Source organism: Pseudomonas sp. HS-18, assembly GCF_020401845.1.
Classification (GTDB): Bacteria; Pseudomonadota; Gammaproteobacteria; order Pseudomonadales; family Pseudomonadaceae; genus Pseudomonas; species Pseudomonas nitroreducens.
Genome location: NZ_CP084413.1, coordinates 4,363,262 through 4,383,877, shown reverse-complemented (window position 1 = coordinate 4,383,877; position 20,616 = coordinate 4,363,262). Strand labels below are relative to the sequence as shown.

The 20,616-nt window shown below is 64.0% G+C and carries 19 protein-coding genes; 13 read left to right on the top strand and 6 right to left on the bottom strand.

The features are described 5' to 3' along the window. The first annotated feature begins 8 nt into the window (after window positions 1-8). Entirely contained in the window at window positions 9-695 is a 687-nt protein-coding gene (locus LDJ84_RS20335) for a DUF6901 family protein (RefSeq protein ID WP_024766848.1), read from the top strand. A gap of 45 nt (window positions 696-740) precedes the next feature. Here the strand turns inward: LDJ84_RS20335 and LDJ84_RS20330 are convergent, their stop codons facing one another. After that, window positions 741-1,181 carry a universal stress protein gene (locus LDJ84_RS20330; RefSeq protein ID WP_024766849.1) on the bottom strand — a complete coding sequence of 147 codons (441 nt, stop codon included), beginning with the start codon at window positions 1,179-1,181 and terminating at the stop codon, window positions 741-743. Between the two features lie 81 nt (window positions 1,182-1,262). Here LDJ84_RS20330 and LDJ84_RS20325 point away from each other — a divergent pair, with 81 nt between their 5' ends. Further along, window positions 1,263-1,697, top strand: a complete 435-nt coding sequence (locus LDJ84_RS20325; protein ID WP_024766850.1) for a hypothetical protein — start codon at window positions 1,263-1,265, stop codon at window positions 1,695-1,697. 5 nt (window positions 1,698-1,702) lie between these two features. Here the strand turns inward: LDJ84_RS20325 and LDJ84_RS20320 are convergent, their stop codons facing one another. Beyond that, on the bottom strand, window positions 1,703-2,509 hold the full coding sequence (locus tag LDJ84_RS20320) for a hypothetical protein (protein ID WP_054910440.1): 807 nt from the start codon (window positions 2,507-2,509) through the stop codon (window positions 1,703-1,705). Window positions 2,510-2,984: 475 nt separating this feature from the next. Between LDJ84_RS20320 and fadB the strand changes: the two genes are divergently transcribed. The 6 genes from fadB (at window position 2,985) to LDJ84_RS20290 (ending at window position 10,360) form a co-directional block, all read left to right on the top strand. Continuing rightward, window positions 2,985-5,132, top strand: a complete 2,148-nt coding sequence (fadB, locus tag LDJ84_RS20315) for a fatty acid oxidation complex subunit alpha FadB (RefSeq protein WP_226045336.1) — start codon at window positions 2,985-2,987, stop codon at window positions 5,130-5,132. 30 nt (window positions 5,133-5,162) lie between these two features. Then, on the top strand, window positions 5,163-6,338 hold the full coding sequence (fadA, locus tag LDJ84_RS20310; RefSeq protein ID WP_045211692.1) for an acetyl-CoA C-acyltransferase FadA: 1,176 nt from the start codon (window positions 5,163-5,165) through the stop codon (window positions 6,336-6,338). A 123-nt stretch (window positions 6,339-6,461) separates the two neighbouring features. Continuing rightward, window positions 6,462-6,725, top strand: a complete 264-nt coding sequence (locus tag LDJ84_RS20305) for a DUF1653 domain-containing protein (protein ID WP_054910438.1) — start codon at window positions 6,462-6,464, stop codon at window positions 6,723-6,725. A gap of 92 nt (window positions 6,726-6,817) precedes the next feature. Beyond that, entirely contained in the window at window positions 6,818-9,424 is a 2,607-nt protein-coding gene (topA, locus tag LDJ84_RS20300) for a type I DNA topoisomerase (RefSeq protein ID WP_024766855.1), read from the top strand. Window positions 9,425-9,491: 67 nt separating this feature from the next. After that, window positions 9,492-10,013 carry a DUF6586 family protein gene (locus tag LDJ84_RS20295; RefSeq protein ID WP_196912100.1) on the top strand — a complete coding sequence of 174 codons (522 nt, stop codon included), beginning with the start codon at window positions 9,492-9,494 and terminating at the stop codon, window positions 10,011-10,013. A 107-nt stretch (window positions 10,014-10,120) separates the two neighbouring features. Beyond that, entirely contained in the window at window positions 10,121-10,360 is a 240-nt protein-coding gene (locus LDJ84_RS20290) for a hypothetical protein (protein ID WP_024766857.1), read from the top strand. Between the two features lie 44 nt (window positions 10,361-10,404). Here the strand turns inward: LDJ84_RS20290 and sulA are convergent, their stop codons facing one another. Together sulA and lexA are read right to left on the bottom strand one after the other, a co-directional pair. Further along, on the bottom strand, window positions 10,405-10,878 hold the full coding sequence (gene sulA, locus LDJ84_RS20285) for an SOS-induced cell division inhibitor SulA (protein WP_037012655.1): 474 nt from the start codon (window positions 10,876-10,878) through the stop codon (window positions 10,405-10,407). A gap of 13 nt (window positions 10,879-10,891) precedes the next feature. Then, complete coding sequence (gene lexA / locus LDJ84_RS20280; RefSeq protein ID WP_024766859.1) at window positions 10,892-11,506, bottom strand: transcriptional repressor LexA; 615 nt, start codon at window positions 11,504-11,506, stop codon at window positions 10,892-10,894. Between the two features lie 251 nt (window positions 11,507-11,757). On the opposite strand from lexA, the gene LDJ84_RS20275 reads away from it, so the two are divergent. The 4 genes from LDJ84_RS20275 to LDJ84_RS20260 are packed head-to-tail and all read left to right on the top strand — an operon-like array spanning window position 11,758 to window position 14,812. Further along, a complete protein-coding gene (locus LDJ84_RS20275) occupies window positions 11,758-12,474 on the top strand; it encodes a TetR/AcrR family transcriptional regulator (RefSeq protein ID WP_024766860.1) in 717 nt (238 codons plus the stop codon). 56 nt (window positions 12,475-12,530) lie between these two features. Continuing rightward, entirely contained in the window at window positions 12,531-13,055 is a 525-nt protein-coding gene (locus LDJ84_RS20270; protein ID WP_084357385.1) for a L,D-transpeptidase, read from the top strand. A gap of 11 nt (window positions 13,056-13,066) precedes the next feature. Further along, a complete protein-coding gene (gene nagZ / locus LDJ84_RS20265) occupies window positions 13,067-14,065 on the top strand; it encodes a beta-N-acetylhexosaminidase (RefSeq protein WP_024766862.1) in 999 nt (332 codons plus the stop codon). 9 nt (window positions 14,066-14,074) lie between these two features. After that, on the top strand, window positions 14,075-14,812 hold the full coding sequence (locus LDJ84_RS20260) for an S-methyl-5'-thioinosine phosphorylase (protein ID WP_037012652.1): 738 nt from the start codon (window positions 14,075-14,077) through the stop codon (window positions 14,810-14,812). A 51-nt stretch (window positions 14,813-14,863) separates the two neighbouring features. Here the strand turns inward: LDJ84_RS20260 and LDJ84_RS20255 are convergent, their stop codons facing one another. Further along, a complete protein-coding gene (locus LDJ84_RS20255; protein WP_038803716.1) occupies window positions 14,864-15,523 on the bottom strand; it encodes a CsiV family protein in 660 nt (219 codons plus the stop codon). A gap of 12 nt (window positions 15,524-15,535) precedes the next feature. Continuing rightward, window positions 15,536-19,000 carry a transcription-repair coupling factor gene (gene mfd, locus LDJ84_RS20250; protein WP_226045335.1) on the bottom strand — a complete coding sequence of 1,155 codons (3,465 nt, stop codon included), beginning with the start codon at window positions 18,998-19,000 and terminating at the stop codon, window positions 15,536-15,538. A 140-nt stretch (window positions 19,001-19,140) separates the two neighbouring features. Between mfd and LDJ84_RS20245 the strand changes: the two genes are divergently transcribed. Next, entirely contained in the window at window positions 19,141-20,607 is a 1,467-nt protein-coding gene (locus tag LDJ84_RS20245) for a glyceraldehyde-3-phosphate dehydrogenase (RefSeq protein ID WP_037007634.1), read from the top strand. Window positions 20,608-20,616 lie beyond the last annotated feature (9 nt).

The window sequence follows — 20,616 nt, the reverse complement described above, 5'->3', positions numbered from 1 at the left end:
ATGGCCGAATGGCAATCGAGTACCGCATCACCCTGGATGATGAGCACGAGTTCAGTTACCGCATCGAGCTGGAGCGCCAGTACGATCCGCAGATAGCCGCCCAGGCGCCGCGCTGGACGCGCCTGGAGAACAACCGCTGTAGCAATTGCCCGCTGAGCACGGCGCAATACAGCCACTGCCCGGCGGCAGTGGATCTGCACCGGGTGATCGAGGACTTTCGTGGTTTGCCGGCTTTCAAGAAGGTCTCGGTGCAGGTCCGTACGCCCGAGCGGGAATACATCAAGCATGCGGGGCTGGAAGAGGGACTGCGTGCACTGCTGGGGGTGATCATGGCCACCAGCGCCTGTCCGCTGCTGGGCCGACTCAAGCCCATGGCGCAGCAGCACCTTCCGTTCGCCAGCAACCAGGAGTTCATCCTGCGCGCAGTGTCGCTCTACCTGATGCGGCAGTACTTCAACTTCCGCGAAGGGCGGCATGCGGATTGGGAGCTGAAGGGGCTGGTTAAGCAGTTCCAGCAGTTGCAGCTGGTCAACCAGGCGTTCTGGCAGCGCATCCACGAGACCTGCGAAGGCGACTCGAACCTGAAGGCATTCCTCAGCTTCTTCTCCATGGCGTCGAGCATGAGCTATTCGCTCGAGGCACAGTTGCAGAAGGTGCGACCACTGCTGATGAGCGGGGACATGCTCGGGGCTTGAAACGAAGCGGGCCCCGCAGGGCCCGCTGTCTCACCTTGAGCTGGTTCAGCTGGTTTTCTGCAGGCGCACGGCGAGAACGTCGCAGGGCGCACCGTGCAGCACGTCGTTGGCGGTAGAGCCCAGCAGCAGGGCTAGACCGTGGCGGCCGTGGCTGCCGACGACGATCAGGTCGCAGTCCTGTTCATCGGCAAGGCGGTGGATTTCCTGGCGTGGCTGGCCGTAGACCAGGTGGCACTGGGAACTGGTGATCTCGGCGTAGGTCAGGGTGAACTGGTGCAGGCGCTCCTTGGCCTGGTCGAACTGCTGCTGTTGCAGCATCGACAGGTCCATCGGCACGTCGCCACCGAAGGCCATGGCCATGGGCTCGACCACATGCACCGCCGAGAGCCGGGCATCATTGGCCTTGGCCAGGGCGACCGCCCGTTTCATCACCGGGTCGCATTCTTCGGTAAGGTCGACGGCGACCAGAATGTGTTGGTAGGGCATGAGCGTCTCCTCCGGGGGACTCGATAATTATCAGTATGGCCCTAACGGCCGTGCTTGACCTGTTTGACCGGTATACCCGATATGACCACGTGGATGGTAATTCTTCTTGTCGCATTGGTGCTCAGCCCCCTGACCTGGCTGATTCCTTCGCGCGGCCAGCGCGGGCAGATGGACTTGCGCCTGCAGGCGCGACGCCTGGGCCTGGCTATGCAGATGGCGCAGCAGGACTGGCCGCACTGGCTGGAACGGCAGCCGCCGCGCCAGTGCGCCCAGTACCACCGCGCGCGCGGCAGGAACCGCGATGTCTGGTGCTACTGGCAGAGCGAGCCGGGTGTCTGGCTGGACCGCTGGCGCGAGGCGAGCGCCCCGGTCGAGCTGGCCCAGGCGCTGGCCAGCCTGCCGAAGGATGTCTACATGGTCGAGGCCACGCCCCAGTTCCTGGCGTTGTACTGGGGCGAGCGGGGCGACAGCAGCGATCTTGAGCGTGTCGCGACCTTCCTCAGGCAGCATGCCTGATTCGATCAGCTCTGCTGCGCGGCATAAAGGCCGGAGACCTTCTCCAGGTCTTCAATGATGCGGTCGGAGTACTTGTTGATCAGGAACGGCACGCTGTTCTGGTTGTAGTTCTGCAGCGATTTTTCGATGTAGCGCCACTTGATCGCCACGCCGCGCAGCTCCTGGCCGATCTCCGGCGTGGTCTGCGGCGCCTGCTGCAGCTTCACCAGGTTGATCGCGAAGCGGTTGGCGAGGTCGTCCAGCGGGCGTTCCTCGCCGCCGCCGAAGAAGCTGGCGCCCACCGAGGCATTGCGTGAGGCGTAGTCCACCGCGATGTCCTGCATCAGCAGGCTCTGCTCACGGGTCTGCTGGGTCAGCGGCGGGACCTTGCTGCCGCTTTCTTCCTGGATCTTCGCGTAGAGCTGCTCGGCGGTGTCCAGCAGCTTGCGGTTCTGTGCGGCGAGGTCGGCCACCGGTTGCAGGTCGGTGTAGCCGCTCTTGTCCAGTGCGCCGGTGAGGGTGTGCAACTGAGCCGCGTAGGCTTTCCATTCATCCTGCAGCTCGCTTCTGAGCTTCTTCGATTCGTTGCCGGGCATTTCCCCCAGCTTGCCCAGAGCGTCAGTCGCGCTCTGCGACGAGGCGTCGACCATCTTGGCGTACTTCTGGTCGCCTTCCATCGCGTTGAACATGAAGAAATCGCCGAGGCTGCGCTGGGCGGCCAGGCGCGTCTGGTGGACATTGAGCAGGTCGCTGGCGGTGTCGGCGGCAGCGATGAGGGGCAGGGCGGTGAGCGCGAGCGCGGACAGCAGACGCACGAGCGGACGGCTGGACATCGTTCCAACTCCTTGGAGCCATGGGCTTCTTGTTGTTTTGTTTTGCACAGGTTCCAGGCGTCCGCCGGTGTTGGCAGGAGGCAGATCGCCATTGCGCCCGACTCTAGCGCGGGCCATGGGGTTTGAACAGTGGCTGTCGGAACGGTGGTGCCAGGTAGCGATTGTCATGATAGGCGTGATGAATGGGGTATCAGGACTGCGCTGAATGCTCCGGCCCAGACGCCCCGGCCGCTTTGCGACTGTTACGTCTCGCCGATTGACAAGCATTGGCTTTTGCTAGAAGGTGGGCGCACCCAAATCAAACGGGCGTATGAATCGAGCGTTTGCCCTGCGCAGTGACTCGATCAGAACGCCCCGGCTATCGCGTCGGCGGGTGTGCCGCAAGCTTTGGGACTATCCTCGGCGACTGCCGGGCCGTCCCGATACACGGTGTCCGACGTGTGATTTCAAGCTTCCCTAGCGTGGAGATCAGTTGATGATTTACCAAGGTAAAGCCATCACGGTTAAGGCTCTTGAGAGCGGCATCGTCGAACTGAATTTCGACCTCAAGGGCGAGTCCGTCAACAAGTTCAACCGACTCACCCTGAATGAACTGCGCCAAGCAGTCGATACCATCAAGGCCGATGCGTCCGTCAAGGGCGTGATCGTGACCAGCGGCAAAGGCGTGTTCATCGTCGGCGCCGACATCACCGAGTTCGTCGACAACTTCAAGCTGCCTGACGAAGAGCTGCTGGCCGGCAACCTCGAAGCCAACAAGATCTTCAGCGACTTCGAAGACCTCAACGTTCCGACCGTAGCCGCGATCAACGGCATCGCCCTGGGCGGCGGTCTGGAAATGTGCCTGGCGGCCGACTTCCGTGTCATGAGCGCCACCGCCAAGGTCGGCCTGCCGGAAGTGAAACTGGGTATCTACCCGGGCTTCGGCGGCACCGTTCGCCTGCCGCGCATCATCGGCTGCGACAACGCGGTCGAGTGGATTGCCTCGGGCAAGGAAAACAAGGCTGAAGACGCGCTGAAAGTCGGCGCCGTCGATGCCGTCGTGGCTCCCGAGCAGCTGCAAGCCGCCGCTCTGGACCTGGTCAAGCGCGCCATCGCCGGCGAGCTGGACCACAAGGCCCGCCGTCAGCCGAAGCTGGAAAAGCTCAAGCTGAACGCCATCGAGCAGATGATGGCCTTCGAGACCGCCAAGGGCTTCGTTGCTGGCCAGGCCGGCCCGAACTACCCGGCTCCGGTCGAAGCGATCAAGTCGATCCAGAAAGCCGCCAACTTCGGCCGTGACAAAGCGCTGGAAATCGAAGCCCAGGGCTTCGTGAAGCTGGCCAAGACTTCGGTTGCGCAGAGCCTGATCGGCCTGTTCCTGAACGACCAGGATCTGAAGAAGAAGGCCAAGCAGTACGACGAGATCGCCAAGGACGTGAAACTGGCCGCCGTACTGGGCGCCGGCATCATGGGCGGCGGCATCGCCTACCAGTCCGCTTCCAAGGGCACTCCGATCCTGATGAAGGATATCCGCGAAGAGGGTATCCAGATGGGGCTGAACGAGGCCTCGAAGCTGCTGGGCAAGCGCGTCGAGAAAGGCCGCATGACCCCGGCGAAAATGGCCGAGGCACTGAACGCCATTCGCCCGACCATGTCCTACGGCGACTTCGGCAACGTCGACATCGTCGTCGAAGCCGTGGTCGAGAATCCGAAGGTCAAGCAGATCGTTCTGGCTGAAGTTGAAGGCGTAGTGAAGGAAGACGCGATCCTCGCGTCGAACACCTCCACGATCTCCATCAACCTGCTGGCCAAGGCGCTCAAGCGTCCGGAAAACTTCGTCGGCATGCACTTCTTCAACCCGGTGCACATGATGCCGCTGGTAGAAGTCATCCGTGGCGAGAAGTCCAGCGACGTCGCCGTCGCCACCACCGTGGCCTACGCCAAGAAGATGGGCAAGAACCCCATCGTGGTGAATGACTGCCCCGGCTTCCTGGTCAATCGCGTGCTGTTCCCGTACTTCGGCGGCTTCTCCAAGCTGCTGGGCTTCGGTGTGGACTTCGTGCGTATCGACAAGATCATGGAGAAGTTCGGCTGGCCCATGGGCCCGGCCTATCTGTCCGACGTGGTCGGCATCGACACCGGCCACCATGGCCGTGACGTGATGGCTGAAGGCTTCCCGGACCGCATGGCCGTGGAAGGCAAGACTGCCGTCGACGTGATGTACGACGCCAACCGCCTGGGCCAGAAGAACGGCAAGGGCTTCTACGCCTACGAGACCGACAAGCGCGGCAAGCCGAAGAAAGTCACCGACCCGCAGGCGTATGAGCTGCTGAAGTCCATCGTCACCGAACAGCGCGAGCTGAGCGACGAGGACATCATCAACTACATGATGATCCCGCTGTGCCTGGAAACCGTGCGCTGCCTGGAAGACGGCATCGTCGAGACCGCTGCCGAGGCCGACATGGGCCTGATCTACGGCATCGGCTTCCCTCCCTTCCGTGGCGGTGCCCTGCGTTACATCGACTCCATCGGTGTGGCCGAATTCGTCGCACTGGCCGACCAATACGCCGACCTGGGTGCGCTGTACCACCCGACCGCGAAGCTGCGTGAAATGGCCAAGAACGGCCAGAAGTTCTTCGGTTGAGTGCGCAACGAATAGAGCGAGAGTGAATTTATGAGCCTGAATCCGAGAGACGCCGTCATTGTCGACTTCGGCCGCACCCCGATGGGCCGTTCGAAGGGTGGCATGCACCGCAACACCCGCGCGGAGAACATGTCCGCGCACCTGATCAGCAAGCTCCTGGAGCGCAACCCGAAGATCGACCCGGCGGAAGTCGAGGACGTGATCTGGGGCTGCGTGAACCAGACCCTGGAGCAGGGCTGGAACATCGCGCGCATGGCGTCGCTGATGACTCAGATCCCGCACACCAGCGCCGGCCAGACCGTCAGCCGCCTGTGCGGCTCGTCCATGAGCGCCCTACACACCGCCGTGCAGGCGATCCAGACCGGCAACGGTGACGTCTTCGTCATCGGTGGCGTGGAGCACATGGGCCACGTCGGCATGATGCACGGCGTCGATCCGAACCCGCACATGTCCCTGTACGCCGCCAAGGCGTCGGGCATGATGGGCCTGACCGCCGAGATGCTGGGCAAGATGCACGGCATCACCCGCGAGGCGCAGGACAAGTTCGGCGTGCGTTCGCACCAGCTGGCCTGGAAAGCGACCCAGGAAGGCAAGTTCAAAGACGAAATCATCCCGATGGAAGGCTACGACGAGAACGGCTTCCTGAAGATCTTCGACTTCGACGAAACCATCCGTCCGGAAACCACCCTGGAAAGCCTGGCCGCCCTGAAGCCGGCCTTCAACCCCAAGGGCGGCACCGTGACCGCGGGTACTTCCTCGCAGATCACCGACGGCGCTTCCTGCATGATCGTCATGAGCGCCCAGCGCGCCCAGGACCTGGGTGTACAGCCGATGGCCGTGGTTCGCGCCATGGCCGTGGCGGGCGTTGATCCGGCGATCATGGGCTACGGCCCGGTTCCGTCGACCAACAAGGCGCTCAAGCGCGCCGGCCTGACCATCAACGACATCGACTTCTTCGAGCTCAACGAAGCCTTCGCCGCACAGGCCCTGCCGGTGCTGAAGGACCTCAAGATCCTCGACAAGATGGAAGAGAAGGTCAACCTGCACGGCGGCGCCATCGCCCTGGGTCACCCGTTCGGCTGCTCTGGAGCGCGTATCTCCGGCACCCTGCTGAACGTGATGAAGCAGAACAGTGGCACCCTGGGCGTGTCCACCATGTGCGTGGGCCTCGGTCAGGGCATCACCACCGTCTTCGAACGCGTCTAAGCTTTCGTGGATGGGATAGCCGGGGCCTTGTGCCCCGGCTTTCGTTTTTGTCGGGTGGGGATTGCCCGGCGGCCGCGCAATCAGCACAATCGCCGCCTTTTGGCCGGCGGAGGGAGAACCGACATGCACTTGCAGCCCGGATTGTATCGACACTACAAGGGACAGCAGTACCGCGTGCTCGGCGTCGCCCGGCATTCGGAGACCGAGGAAGACCTGGTGATCTACCAGGCGCTTTACGGCGAATTCGGCCTCTGGGTTCGCCCGCTGAGCATGTTCACCGAAGCGGTGGAAGTGAATGGCGAGAAGGTTCCGCGATTCGCTCTGATCAGCGCCGAAGATGATCCGTTGGGTCTCCAGACCGGCCCGTCCGGCGAAACCCAAGCTTGACCTTGGCGCGACCGCCACTATATATAGCGGTGCCGCTCCAAGCGCCTCCCTCCTTGTAAATTCATCTTTTCGACGCAGGAATCTTCCGATCCATGGGTAAATCGCTGGTCATCGTGGAATCACCGGCCAAGGCCAAGACCATCAACAAGTACCTGGGCAACCAGTACGTGGTGAAGTCGAGCATCGGCCACATCCGCGACCTGCCCACCAGCGGCTCGTCCGCGTCGAAGGAGCCTGCGGCGAAAGCGCGCAAGACCGCTTCCGAAGCGCCGGCCCTGTCGCCGAAGGAGAAGGCCAAGCGCCAGCTCGTCACCCGCATGGGCGTCGACCCGGAGCACGGCTGGAAGGCCAAGTACGAGATCCTGCCCGGCAAGGAAAAGGTGATCGAGGAACTGCGCCGCCTGGCCAAGGACGCCGACACCATCTATCTCGCAACCGACTTGGACCGCGAAGGGGAGGCCATTGCCTGGCACCTGCGCGAGGCTATCGGTGGCGACGACTCGCGCTACAAGCGCGTGGTCTTCAACGAAATCACCAAGAAGGCCATCCAGGAGGCCTTCTCCCAGCCCGGCGAGCTGGATATCAACCGCGTGAATGCCCAGCAGGCGCGCCGCTTCCTCGACCGCGTGGTGGGCTACATGGTCTCTCCGCTGCTGTGGGCGAAGATCGCCCGCGGCCTGTCCGCCGGCCGTGTGCAGTCGGTGGCGGTGAAGCTGGTGGTGGAGCGCGAGCGCGAGATCCGCGCCTTTGTCCCGGAAGAGTACTGGGAAGTGCATGCCGACCTCGGCACGCCGAAGAATGACAAGGTCCGCTTCGAGGTGGTGCGCGAGAAGGGCGAAGCCTTCAAACCGCTTAATGAAGCGCAGGCCATGGCCGCGCTGGAGAAGCTCAAGGCTTCCAGCTACAGCATCGCCAAGCGCGAGGACAAGCCGACCTCCAGCAAGCCCTCGGCCCCGTTCATCACTTCCACTCTGCAGCAGGCTGCGAGCAATCGCCTGGGCTTCGGTGTGAAGAAGACCATGATGATGGCCCAGCGTCTCTACGAAGCCGGCTACATCACTTATATGCGTACCGACTCGACCAACCTGTCGGCCGACGCCATCGACATGGTGCGCGGCTTCATCGACAGCGAGTTCGGCAAGAAGTACCTGCCGGCCAAGCCGAACTTCTACTCCAGCAAGGAAGGCGCCCAGGAAGCGCACGAAGCGATTCGTCCTTCCGACGTCAACCTGCGTCCGACCCAGCTGTCGGGCATGGAGCGCGACGCCGAGCGCCTGTACGACCTGATCTGGCGCCAGTTCGTGGCCTGCCAGATGCCGCCGGCTGAGTACCTGTCCACCACCGTCAGCGCCGCTGCCGGTGACTTCGAGCTGCGTGCCAAGGGCCGCATCCTCAAGTTCGATGGCTACACCAAGGTGCTGCCGCAGCAGAGCAAGCCGGGCGAGGACGACGTTCTGCCGGTCATGAACCAGGGCGACGCGATGAAGCTGCTCAAGCTCGACCCGAGCCAGCACTTCACCAAGCCGCCGGCGCGCTTCTCCGAAGCCAGCCTGGTCAAGGAACTGGAAAAACGCGGCATCGGTCGCCCGTCCACCTACGCGGCGATCATCTCCACCATCCAGGAGCGCGGCTACGTCACCACCCATAACCGCCGCTTCTACGCGGAAAAGATGGGCGACATCGTCACCGACCGCCTCAACGAGAGCTTCTCCAACCTGATGGACTACGGCTTTACCGCCGGCATGGAGGAGAACCTCGATGACGTGGCCCAGGGCGAGCGCGACTGGAAGAATGTGCTGGACGAGTTCTACGGCGACTTCCGCAAGAAGCTCGACCTGGCCGAGGCCGCCAACGACGGCATGCGCGCCAATCAGCCGACACTGACCGACATCCCCTGCCGCGAGTGCGGCCGACCGATGATGATCCGTACCGCCTCCACCGGTGTGTTCCTCGGCTGCTCCGGCTACAGCCTGCCACCCAAGGAGCGCTGCAAGGCGACCGTGAACCTGATTCCGGGCGACGAGATTGCCGCGGATGACGAGGGCGAGTCCGAGTCCCGCGTGCTGCGTGGCAAGCATCGCTGCCCGATCTGCAGCACCGCGATGGATGCCTATCTGGTCGACGAGAAGCGCAAGCTGCACATCTGTGGTAACAACCCGGATTGCGCCGGCTACGAGATCGAAGAGGGGCAGTACCGCATCAAGGGTTACGAAGGCCCGAGCCTGGAATGCGACAAGTGCGGCAGCGAGATGCAGCTCAAGACCGGCCGCTTCGGCAAGTTCTTCGGCTGCACCAACCCGACTTGTAAGAACACCCGCAAGCTGCTGAAGAATGGCGAGCCTGCACCGCCGAAGATGGACGCCATCCGCATGCCGGAACTCAAGTGCGAGAAGGTGGACGACATCTACGTACTGCGTGACGGCGCTTCCGGCCTGTTCCTGGCCGCCAGCCAGTTCCCGAAGAATCGCGAGACCCGTGCTCCGCTGGTGGCCGAGCTGATTCCGCACAAGGAAGAGCTGGATCCGAAGTACCACTTCCTGCTCGCCGCGCCGGCAAAAGATCCGGATGGCCGCCCGGCGGTGATCCGCTTCAGCCGCAAGACCAAGGAGCAGTACGTGCAGTCCGAGGTCGACGGCAAGCCCACTGGCTGGCGTGCCTTCTTCGACGGCGGCAAGTGGAAGGTCGAAGACAAGCGCTGATGGAAGGCGCGCCCCGCTGAGGCGGGGCGTGCTTATACTGCCGAAGTCGACTGCAGAGGGCCCGGTCATGGCGAACGAACTCTATACCCGCACCAACCAGAAGCTGTTCTTCGCCGGCCTTGCCCTGGAAGCCTGGCGCAGCGCCGAAACGGCGCGTGCGATGAATGCCCAGGCGCGCATCCAGGCCGAGCGCGAAGCGGCGTTGTTCCATCTCTATGGTGCCGTGCTGGGTGTGGCCCATGAGATCGCCGGTTACTACCGCCTGCCCCAGGCTGGTGCGCCGCGCGTCGATATGCTGCTGAATGCCGAGGTGCTGGCCGCCGCTCCAAGCCCGGAGCTGGCCGAAATGGTCGAGCTGGCGCAATCGCCCGAAGCCTGGCTGGGTCGCCTGCTGGCCGCCTATGCTGCGCTGTTCCAGCCCCCGAGCGAGCCGAAGAAAGCCAAGGTCGATCCGACCCAGCCGTTGATCCAGGCGGTGAATGTCGACGACGAGACGCCGGACGAACTGGGCAATGAAGAGCTGGAAGCCTGGCGCAAAGCCCTGAAGGATCTGGTGCTGCGTTTCCGCGCCTCGCTCACCGAGCTCTGATTCCCGCTTCACACTGTGCCGGCCTTCTGGTCGGCCGATGCGCGCTTTGGCTAGGGCGTAGTGGGTGTGGCTGTTACACTACGCGTTCTGCTGTGGAGAACTTCGCTATGCCAACCTCATTTCTGGAAATTGTCGAGCTGCCTGACGGGCGCATTGTGCTGCGTCGCGCGGACGAGGAGGAGGCGCTGGTGACCCTGGAGTTCTCCGCCGATGCCAAGGGCTTCCTGCAGGGCCAGCACATCGAGATCGCCAAGGCGATGTTCAATGTCGGTGTGCAGATGGCCGGTCGTCTCGCCGAAGGTGGTGACATGGGCATGGACGACGAAGGTCCGCGCGTCCTGCACTGAGTTCTGCCGCCTCACTGCGCTCGCGGTGAGGCTTCTTGTTCAGTTCATCCCAGACGAATATTCAGGCTCTGCGCCTGGCCGGCAACGGCAGCGCGGGAAAGCTGCCTGCGCGCGCTTTCGCTGAGATTCAGCCAGCTCACCACCGTATGGCTGTTGCCCAGGCGCAATGCTTCGCAGGCCAGGGCCTGTGCTGCGGCCTGATCGCGGGCAGGCAGCAGGAGGATACGTTCGCGATTCAGGCCGGCCTTGCGCAACCAGTCCGGCGTCAGGCTGAGGGGCGGGGCGATCAGTGTCAGCCAGCGGGAGTCGCTTTCCTCGCTGAGCCCACGGAGCATTGGCGCCAGCAGCGTCAGGCACTGGCCGGGTAGCCCGCGCAGGGCAATCTCGCTGAAGGCACTCTCGTCGGCAACCGGCTCGTCTTCCAGCAGTTCAGGGAGCAGGGGGGCAGTACCGCTCGCCCAGAGTGCTTCCTGGAACAGCGGGAGTTGCGGCAGGTTCTGTGGCTGCGGGTACTGCATGGTTGTCTCCTGTTCAGCGACGGATAACGCCGACGCTCAAGCCTTCGATGACCAGTTCCTGTTCCTTGAGATCGACCTCAATGGGGGCGAACTCCGGGTTCTCGGCCAGCAGCCAGACCTTGCTGCCTTCGCGCTTGAAGCGCTTGACCGTCACCTCTTCACCCAGGCGGGCGACCACGATCTGGCCGTTGCGCGCCTCGCGGGTGACATGCACGGCGAGCAGGTCGCCGTCCATGATGCCGACATCCTTCATGCTCTGGCCGCGAACGCGCAGCAGGTAGTCCGCCGGCGGGTTGAAGAAGGTGGGGTTGATTCGGCAGGTGTCGTCGACGTTCTGCTCGGCGAGGATCGGCGCGCCGGCAGCGACGCGGCCGATGATCGGCAGTTCGTCGTCATTGGCGGCGGCCTTGGGTTCGAAGCCGGGGATGCGGATGCCGCGGGAGGCGCCCGGGGTCATCTCGATGGCGCCTTTGCGGGCGAGGGCTTTCAGGTGCTCCTCGGCGGCGTTGGGCGACTTGAAGCCGAGTTCATGGGCGATCTCCGCGCGGGTGGGCGGATAGCCGTTGGCTTCCAGGCAGCGTTTGATGAAGGCGAGGATCTCGGCTTGGCGCGGCGTGAGCTTCAGCATGTCCATACTCTGGCTTTTTATACAGTGCCTGGAATTATATACAGTGATAGCGGGCTGGCAATGCTTTTATTGGGCGAGGCTGTTGGTGGAACGTTCGTGCATGTAACCTTTGGACGCTGGCAGGCGTCTTGCTGTACATACGGTCTCTCGTCGCATTGCCATGATATTGGTAACAATCCATCGCACTTTGCTTGACAATAGAAGACGCTGAAACGTATGTTTCAAACAAGTGTTTGTCAGGCGGAGTAGCCATGGCCCAGTCGGAAACCGTCGAACGCATCCTGGATGCTGCGGAACAGCTGTTCGCGGAGAAAGGCTTCGCCGAAACCTCCTTGCGTCTGATCACCAGCAAGGCGGGGGTGAACCTCGCGGCGGTGAACTACCACTTCGGCTCGAAGAAGGCGCTGATCCAGGCGGTCTTCTCGCGCTTCCTCGGTCCGTTCTGCGCCAGTCTCGAGAAGGAGCTGGATCGCCGCCAGGCCAAGCCCGATGCGCCGCGTGCCACGCTGGAAGAGCTGCTCGAACTGCTCGTTGTCCAGGCCATGGCCGTCAAGCCGCGCAGCGGCAATGACCTGTCCATCTTCATGCGCCTGCTGGGCCTGGCGTTCAGCCAGAGCCAGGGGCACCTGCGCAAGTACCTCGAAGAGGTCTATGGCAAGGTGTTCCGCCGCTACATGCTGCTGGTGAACGAGTCCGCACCGCGTCTGCCGCCGCTGGAGCTCTTCTGGCGTGTGCACTTCATGCTGGGTACTGCCGTATTCAGCATGTCCGGCATCAAGGCGTTGCGCGCCATGGCCGAGAACGATTTCGGCGTGAACACCTCCATCGAGCAGGTGATGCGCCTGATGGTGCCGTTCCTGGCTGCCGGCATGCGAGCCGATAGCGGTGTAAGCGATCCGTCGCTGGCCGGCGCCCAGCTCAAGCCGCGCACCAAGTCGAGCGCCGCACAGGCTCCCGCCAAAGTCTGATTTGCGCCCGGCTTCGCGCTGGGCTGCGCCGGTCCGATCGGCTACAGTAGCCGGCCATGGCCGATCTTGATCTTCTCCATATCTCCCTTGCTGACCAGATGCTCTACGGCTTTGCCGCGGGGTGTCTCGTCGTCCGTGTTCAGGTATCCACTGCTGTCAACGGCGCGGGGGAGCGCAACGGGTCCGGCTGCACGCCGCGTGGCCTGCACCAGATACGCGCACGCGTCGGTGATGGGCTCCCCAAAGGAGCGGTGCTGAAGGGGCGGCGCTGGACCGGGGAAACCTGGACGCCTGCGCTGCACGAAGAGTTTCCCGGCCGCGACTGGATCCTCTCGCGCATTCTCTGGCTCAGCGGCTGCGAACAGGGCCGCAACCGGATGGGCGAGGTCGACACCTTTCGCCGCTACATCTATCTGCACGGCACTCCCGACTGCGAGCCCATGGCCGTCCCGCTGTCGCACGGCTGTATCCGCCTGCGCAATGACGACCTGCTGGAACTCTTTCCGCGGGTTCCCCTCCATTGCCGGGTCCGAATCGAAGAGGCTGCATGCCCCGAGTGGCACGCAGCGCAATTGAATTGAAAGGAATGCATATGCAAGGCTCCCTGATGCTCGACATCGGCGGCACCTGGCTCACCGCCGAGGACCGCCAGATTCTGCGCCACCCGGAAGTGGGTGGCCTGATCATCTTCGCCCGCAACATCGAGTCGCCGCGCCAGGTGCGCGAGCTGATGGCCGCCATCCGCGCGGTGCGCCCCGATTTGCTGCTCGCGGTGGACCAGGAAGGTGGCCGCGTGCAGCGCCTGCGCCAGGGCTTCCTGCGTCTGCCGGCAATGCGTGCCATCGCCGATAACGCCAACGCTGAGCGCCTGGCCGAGCAGTGCGGCTGGCTGATGGCGACCGAGGTGCTGGCGGTGGGGCTCGACCTGAGCTTCGCTCCGGTGCTGGATCTGGACCACCAGCGCAACGCCGTCGTCGGCAGCCGCGCCTTCGAAGGCAATCCGGAGCGTGCCGTTGCGCTGGCTGGTGCGTTCATCCGTGGTATGCGCGCCGCCGGCATGGCCTCTACCGGCAAGCACTTCCCCGGCCACGGTTGGGCGGAAGTCGATTCCCATGTGGGGATTCCCGAGGACGAGCGCACGCTGCAGCAGATCCGCGCCGTGGACCTGGTGCCGTTCCAGCGTCTTTCCGGCGAGCTGGATGCGCTGATGCCGGCCCACGTGATCTACCCGCAGGTCGACCCGAATCCAGCCGGCTTCTCCCGTCGCTGGCTGCAGGACATCCTGCGCGGCGAACTGGGCTTCGACGGTGTGATCTTCAGCGATGACCTGTCCATGGCCGGCGCCCATGTGGTCGGCGATGCCGCCAACCGCATCGAGGCCGCCCTGAGTGCCGGCTGCGACATGGGGCTGGTGTGCAATGACCGCGCCTCCGCCGAGCTGGCCCTGAGTGCCCTGCAGCGCCTGAAGGTCAGCGCGCCGCAGCGCCTTGAACGCATGCGTGCCAGAGCTTGGCCGGGCACCGAATACAAGCAACTGCCGCGTTGGCAACAAGCCGTCGGCGAATTGCGTGCCGCACAACTGATCGACTAAGGATTTGCCATGACTGTCTACGCCATCATCGGCGGTACCGGCCTGACCCAATTGGAAGGGTTGACCCTGAAGGATGCCATCGAGCTGGAGACGCCCTACGGTGCCCCCTCGGCGACCGTTCAGCGCGGCGAGTTCGCCGGTCGCGAGGTGCTGTTCCTCGCTCGCCACGGCCATCCGCACCGTTTTCCCCCGCATCAGGTGAACTACCGCGCCAACCTCTGGGCGCTGCAGCAGGCTGGCGCCCAGGCCGTGCTTGCGGTGAACGCCGTGGGCGGCATCCATGCTGCGATGGGGAGTGGTCACCTGTGTGTGCCGCACCAGATCGTCGATTACACCTGGGGCCGTGAGCACACGTATTTCGCCGGTGACATTGACCATGTCACCCATATCGACTTCAGCCACCCCTACGATGAGCCGCTGCGGCAGAAGCTGATCGCCGCACTGCAGGCGTTGGGATATGCGTACAGCAGTCATGGTGTCTACGCGGCTACCCAGGGGCCGCGCCTGGAAACCGTGGCGGAGATCGCCAGGCTGGAGCGCGACGGCTGCGACATCGTCGGCATGACCGGTATGCCCGAAGCCGCGCTGGCACGTGAGCTGGATTTGCCGTATGCCTGCCTGTCGCTGGTGGTGAATCCCGCGGCGGGCAAGTCCAGCGGCATCATCACCATGGCCGAGATCGAGCAGGCGCTGCACGACGGCATCGGCAAGGTGCGCGAGGTGCTGGGGCGCGTGCTGGTGAGTTGACGCTTCGCTCCTGCAGGTGAAAAAAAGCCCGGCGATTGCCGGGCTTTTTCTTTATTGCGCGGGCTGGGCCGGCGGCGGGGCGTCGAAGCCACCGTCTGCCGGAGCGGCCGGCGCAGGCTGCTGCGGCGCATCCGGGCCGGTCGGCGCCTCGTCTTCCATGCCCGGCGGCGGGGCGGCGGCCGGCTTGGCGTTGAGCGGGGTCACTTTAATCAACATGCCCAGGCTCGGGTGGTCGAGGTAGGTCAGCACGCTGTTCTTCAGGCTGGCTTCCTGGACCATGTGCTGGCTGGCGGCGAGCAGGCCGTCCTGGCCGAACTGGTTGATCCAGAAGTCGGTCTGGGTGTTCACGAAGCGTTGTTGGCTGAGAGTGACGGTACCTTCCACCGGGAAGTGGCTGTCACGCTGGGCGCCCTCGGTCAGGGAAACCTTCACCGGGTTGGCATCGATCTCCTGGCGCCAGGCCTTGTGCATCAGCACCTGGAAGCCTTCGTTCTGCTTGAGCTTGGCGACCTGGGCGTCCATGGCAGTAGGGCGCGAGCTGTCCGGGCCGGGCGGTTGCGCACCCTTGGCCCAGTCATCCGGGGCGGGGCGACTGGCGAGCACGACGTCGCCGGACTGCTGGAAGAGGATCAGCTCTACCTGGTAAGGCTCGGCAAAGGCCGCCGGCGACAGCAGTGCCAGCGACAGCAGCAGGGGTTGGAACAGGCGCATTGCACGGAATCCTTAGTGAGTCTGTGGCGTGAGGCGCTCGAGCAGCGCTTCCAGCGTGTTGAACCGTTCTTCCGGGCGCTCCATGGGCACCTGGAACTTGAAGAGGGTGGCCCCTTCGAATTTGTACCGATTGGGCTGGCTCTGGATCATCTTGATCAGCACCAGCGGGTCGACGCAGGTATCGGCGGCGAATTCTACCCGGCCTCCCTGGGGCCCGGCATCTACCTTCACTATCCCGAGCTTTTCCGCCTGCAGTTTCAGCAAAGTCAGACGGATCAGGTTCTTCGCCGGCTCTGGCAGCAGGCCGAATCGGTCGATCATTTCCACCTGCAGTTCGCGCAGGCCGTCTTCGTCGGCGGCGTTGGCGATGCGCTTGTAGAGGATCAGGCGGGCGTGGACGTCCGGCAGGTAGTCTTCCGGGATCAGCGCCGGTACGCGCAGGTTGATGTCCGGGCCGCCGCCCAGCGGCTGCTCCAGGTTCGGCTGCTCGCCCTTGCGGATTGCCTTCACCGCGCGCTCGAGCATTTCCATATAGAGGGTGAAGCCCACCGCCTGGATCTGCCCGCTCTGGCCATCGCCGAGCAGTTCGCCGGCGCCGCGGATCTCCAGGTCATGGGTGGCCAGCACGAAGCCGGCGCCGAGGTCCTGGGCGTTGGCGATGGCTTCCAGGCGCTTCTCGGCGTCCGGGGTCATCTGCTTGCGTGGCGGGGTGAGCAGGTAGGCGTAGGCCTGGTGGTGGCTGCGGCCGACCCGGCCGCGCAGTTGGTGCAACTGGGCCAGGCCGAATTTGTCGGCGCGTTCGATGAGGATGGTGTTGGCGCTGGGCACGTCGATGCCGGTCTCGATGATGGTCGAGGCCACCAGCACGTTGAAGCGCTTGTGGTAGAAGTCGCTCATCACCCGTTCCAGGTCGCGCTCGTTCATCTGCCCGTGGCCGATGCCGATGCGCGCTTCGGGAACCAGCTCCGCCAGGTCGCGGGCGCACTTCTCGATGGTCTTCACTTCGTTGTGCAGGAAGTACACCTGGCCGCCGCGCAGCAGTTCGCGCAGCAGGGCTTCCTTGATCACCGACTTCTGCTCTTCCATGACGAAGGTGCGCACGGACAACCGGCGCGCCGGCGGCGTGGCGATGATCGACAGGTCTCGCATGCCGGCGACCGCCATGTTCAGTGTGCGCGGGATCGGCGTGGCGGTGAGGGTGAGGATGTCCACCTCGCTGCGCAGCGCCTTGAGCTGCTCCTTCTGGCGCACGCCGAAGCGGTGCTCTTCGTCGATGATGACCAGGCCGAGGTTCTTGAACTTCACATCGTCCTGCAACAGTTTGTGGGTGCCGATGACGATGTCGACCTTGCCCTCGGCGAGCTGGCCTACGGCGCCTTCGACTTCCTTGGCGGACTTGAAGCGGCTCATCACCTCGACCGTTACCGGCCAGTCGGCGAAACGGTCGCGGAAGCTGTTGTAGTGCTGTTGGGCGAGGAGGGTGGTGGGCACCAGCACGGCGACCTGCTTGCCGCTGTGCACCGCGACGAAGGCCGCGCGCATGGCCACTTCGGTCTTGCCGAAGCCCACGTCGCCGCAGACCAGGCGGTCCATCGGCTTTTCCGAGAGCATGTCGGCGACCACGGCTTCGATGGCGGTCTGCTGGTCCGGGGTTTCCTCGAAGGGGAAGCCGGCGGAGAAGGTGGCGTAGTCGACCTGCGGGTCCTTGAAGGCATAGCCCTTGCGCGCGGCGCGGCGGGCATAGATGTCGAGCAGTTCGGCGGCGACGTCGCGGACCTGTTCGGCAGCCTTGCGCTTGGCCTTCTGCCAGGTTTCCGAACCCAGCTTGTGCAACGGCGCCAGGGCATCGTCGCTGCCGGTGTAGCGGGCGATGAGGTGCAGGTTGGCCACCGGCACGTAAAGCTTGGCTTCGTCGGCGTATTGCAGGGCGAGGAATTCGGCGTTCTGGCCGTCGATCTCCAGGGTGATCAGGCCCATGTAGCGGCCGACGCCGTGGTCGATGTGCACCACCGGCGCGCCTTCGCGCAGCTCGGTGAGGTTCTTGATGACGTTCTCGCCACCGTCGCGGGTCTTCTCGCGGCGCCGACGCTGCATGACGCGCTGGCCGAACAGCGGGCTCTCGGCCACCAGGGCGATGCCCGGTTGGCCAATGCCTGCGTCCAGCAGCAGGCCTTCGTCCATCGGTGCGATGGTGATCGCCAGGCGGTCCTTGTGCGCCAGGAAGCCTGGCCAGCCTTCGACCTCGACCGGGCGCAGCTTCAGTCGCGCCAGCAGTTCCAGCAGCACTTCGCGGCGGCCGGCGGACTCGGCGGTGAAGAGTATGCGTCCGTCAAATTGCTCGATGAACTGGCGCAGGCGCGCCAGCGGCTCGGTGGCCTTGGCCTCGATGGCCAGCTCCGGCAGCGGCTCGGCAGGGAAGCGCTCGCGGCCGACGCCGGTCTCGATGGGCTCGGGGCTGACCACCACGCGCGGCCAGTTCTTCAGGCGGGCGAAGCAGTCCTCTACTGGCAGGAAGACTTCAGCGGGCGGCAGCAGCGGGCGCTCCGGATCGTAGCGGCGGTCTTCGTAGCGGTTGCGTACGTCGGTCCAGAACTGCTCGGCGGCAGTTTCGATGCCTGGCAGGGAGAACACCTGGGTGTCCTGGGGCAGGTAGTCGAACAGCGTCGATGTCTCGCCATCTTCGAAGAACAGCGGGATGTAGTACTCGATGCCGGCAGGTGTCAGGCCGCTGGCCAGGTCCTGGTAGATCGGGCAACGGCGGTAGTCGACGTCGAAACGCTCGCGGAAGCGGCCGCGGAAGCCGGTCACCGCTTCCTTGCGCAGCGGGAACTCGCGCGCCGGCAGCAGGCGGATGCTCTCCACCTTATCGATGGAGCGCTGGGTTTCCGGATCGAAGGTACGAAGCGTCTCGATTTCGTCGTCGAACAGGTCGATGCGGTAGGGCAGTTCGCTGCCCATCGGGAACAGGTCGATCAATGCGCCGCGCACGGCGAACTCGCCGTGTTCGTAGACGGTGTCCACACAACGATAGCCGGCGGCTTCGAAGCGGCTGCGCATCTGCTCGACATCGAGTTTCTGGCCGACGTCCAGCACCAGGCTGATGCCAAGCAGGAATTTGGCCGGCGCCAGGCGGTGCAAGGCGGTGGTGATGGGTACCACAAGCACGCCGCGGCGCAGTTCGGGCAGTTGATAAAGGGCGGCGACGCGCTGGGAGATGATGTCCTGGTGCGGCGAGAAAACGTCGTAGGGCAGGGTTTCCCAGTCCGGCAGCTGCAGTACCGGCAGGTCTGGCGCAAAGAAGCGCAGCTCCTGCTCCAGGCGCTCGGCGCTCTGGCTGTCGGCGGTCAGCAACAGGGTGAAACGTTTGGCTGGGCCGGCCGCTTCAGCGATGGCCAGGCTCAGGGCGGCCCCGGGGAGGTTGCCCCAGGATTGCTTGCCGGCAGCTGTCGGCAATGTAGGGATACGCAATACGGACACGGGCGTTCGTGGCTCCGGTCGAGGAATTTGACCGGTCGGATTGTAACTATCCCGATTGACGGATGTCAGTCATACGACCGCTGCGGATTGCCGGCGATTGTTCACGCCGTCATAATGTAGCCCCTTTTTTCTTCTCCTACATGTGGAAGGTATTGCCCGTGACCCAGAAGCCCGACCAGTGTCTCGGTGAGTGGATCGATCGTGAAGCCCTCGCGGAAGCCATGATTCCGCTGATCGGCCAACTCTACCGTAACAACAACGTGGTGACCTCGATCTACGGCCGTGGCCTGATCAACCGTTCGGTGATCGCGATCCTCAAAGCGCACCGTTTCGCCCGTCACCGCCTGGCCGAAGAAGGCGGGCTGTCGGTTCACGACACTTTCCCGATCCTCAAGGCGATGAGCGAGCTCAAGCTGGGCGCCGCTTCCGTCGACCTGGGCAAGATGGTTGCCAAGTTCAAGGCCGAAGGTAACGGTCGCAGCATCGAGCAGTTCACCAAGGACGAGCTGGCCGACGTGGTCGGCAAGCAGAACGGCGGCGCTCGCGAAGGCACCGACGTCGTCCTGTACGGCTTCGGTCGTATCGGCCGCCTGCTGGCGCGCATCCTCATCGAGAAGACCGGTGGTGGCGACGGCCTGCGCCTGCGCGCCATCGTCGTCCGCAAGGGCGCCGAGAACGATCTGGTCAAGCGCGCCAGCCTGCTGCGTCGCGACTCCGTGCATGGTCCGTTCGATGGCACCATCACCATCGACGAAGAACACAACACCATCACTGCCAACGGCAACCTGATCCAGGTGATCTACTCCAACGACCCGGCGTCGATCGACTACACCCAGTACGGCATCAAGAAAGCCCTGCTGGTCGACAACACCGGCAAATGGCGTGACGCCGAAGGCCTGGGCCAGCACCTGAAGTGCCCGGGTATCGACCGCGTGATCCTCACCGCTCCGGGCAAGGGCGCGCTGAAGAACGTCGTGCATGGCATCAACCATGGTGATATCACCGCTGACGACAAGATCGTTTCCGCCGCTTCCTGCACCACCAACGCCATCGTGCCGGTGCTGAAAGCCGTCAACGACCAGTACGGCATCGTCAACGGTCACGTCGAAACCGTTCACTCGTTCACCAACGACCAGAACCTGATCGACAACTTCCACAAGGGCAGCCGCCGTGGCCGCGCTGCGCCGCTGAACATGGTGATCACCGAGACTGGCGCCGCGACCGCTGCCGCCAAGGCTCTGCCGGTTCTGAAGGGCAAGCTGACCGGCAACGCCATCCGCGTTCCGACGCCGAACGTCTCCATGGCGATCCTGAACCTGAACCTGGAAAAAGCCACTACCCGCGAAGAGATCAACGAGTACCTGCGCCAGATGGCCATGCACTCGGACCTGCAGAAGCAGATCGACTTCGTTGCTTCCCAGGAAGTGGTCTCCACCGACTTCGTCGGCTCCCGCCATGCGGGCGTCGTCGATGCCGAAGCGACTATCGCCAACGACAACCGCGTCGTTCTGTACGTGTGGTACGACAACGAGTTCGGCTACAGCTGCCAGGTCGTCCGCGTGATGGAAGACATGGCTGGCGTGAACCCGCCGGCTTTCCCGCGCTGATCCAGGCGG

Bases quoted from the DNA above. Each gene is read 5' to 3' on its own strand.
- LDJ84_RS20320 (WP_054910440.1), bottom strand. From the start codon at position 2,509: ATGTCCAGCCGTCCGCTCGTGCGTCTGCTGTCCGCGCTCGCGCTCACC.
- LDJ84_RS20330 (WP_024766849.1), bottom strand. From the start codon at position 1,181: ATGCCCTACCAACACATTCTGGTCGCCGTCGACCTTACCGAAGAATGC.
- LDJ84_RS20245 (WP_037007634.1), top strand. From the start codon at position 19,141: ATGTGGAAGGTATTGCCCGTGACCCAGAAGCCCGACCAGTGTCTCGGT.
- fadB (WP_226045336.1), top strand. From the start codon at position 2,985: ATGATTTACCAAGGTAAAGCCATCACGGTTAAGGCTCTTGAGAGCGGC.
- LDJ84_RS20255 (WP_038803716.1), bottom strand. From the start codon at position 15,523: ATGCGCCTGTTCCAACCCCTGCTGCTGTCGCTGGCACTGCTGTCGCCG.
- LDJ84_RS20335 (WP_024766848.1), top strand. From the start codon at position 9: ATGGCAATCGAGTACCGCATCACCCTGGATGATGAGCACGAGTTCAGT.
- LDJ84_RS20290 (WP_024766857.1), top strand. From the start codon at position 10,121: ATGCCAACCTCATTTCTGGAAATTGTCGAGCTGCCTGACGGGCGCATT.
- LDJ84_RS20270 (WP_084357385.1), top strand. From the start codon at position 12,531: ATGGCCGATCTTGATCTTCTCCATATCTCCCTTGCTGACCAGATGCTC.
- lexA (WP_024766859.1), bottom strand. From the start codon at position 11,506: ATGCTGAAGCTCACGCCGCGCCAAGCCGAGATCCTCGCCTTCATCAAA.
- LDJ84_RS20295 (WP_196912100.1), top strand. From the start codon at position 9,492: ATGGCGAACGAACTCTATACCCGCACCAACCAGAAGCTGTTCTTCGCC.
- topA (WP_024766855.1), top strand. From the start codon at position 6,818: ATGGGTAAATCGCTGGTCATCGTGGAATCACCGGCCAAGGCCAAGACC.
- fadA (WP_045211692.1), top strand. From the start codon at position 5,163: ATGAGCCTGAATCCGAGAGACGCCGTCATTGTCGACTTCGGCCGCACC.
- LDJ84_RS20260 (WP_037012652.1), top strand. From the start codon at position 14,075: ATGACTGTCTACGCCATCATCGGCGGTACCGGCCTGACCCAATTGGAA.
- LDJ84_RS20305 (WP_054910438.1), top strand. From the start codon at position 6,462: ATGCACTTGCAGCCCGGATTGTATCGACACTACAAGGGACAGCAGTAC.
- LDJ84_RS20325 (WP_024766850.1), top strand. From the start codon at position 1,263: ATGACCACGTGGATGGTAATTCTTCTTGTCGCATTGGTGCTCAGCCCC.
- nagZ (WP_024766862.1), top strand. From the start codon at position 13,067: ATGCAAGGCTCCCTGATGCTCGACATCGGCGGCACCTGGCTCACCGCC.
- sulA (WP_037012655.1), bottom strand. From the start codon at position 10,878: ATGCAGTACCCGCAGCCACAGAACCTGCCGCAACTCCCGCTGTTCCAG.
- LDJ84_RS20275 (WP_024766860.1), top strand. From the start codon at position 11,758: ATGGCCCAGTCGGAAACCGTCGAACGCATCCTGGATGCTGCGGAACAG.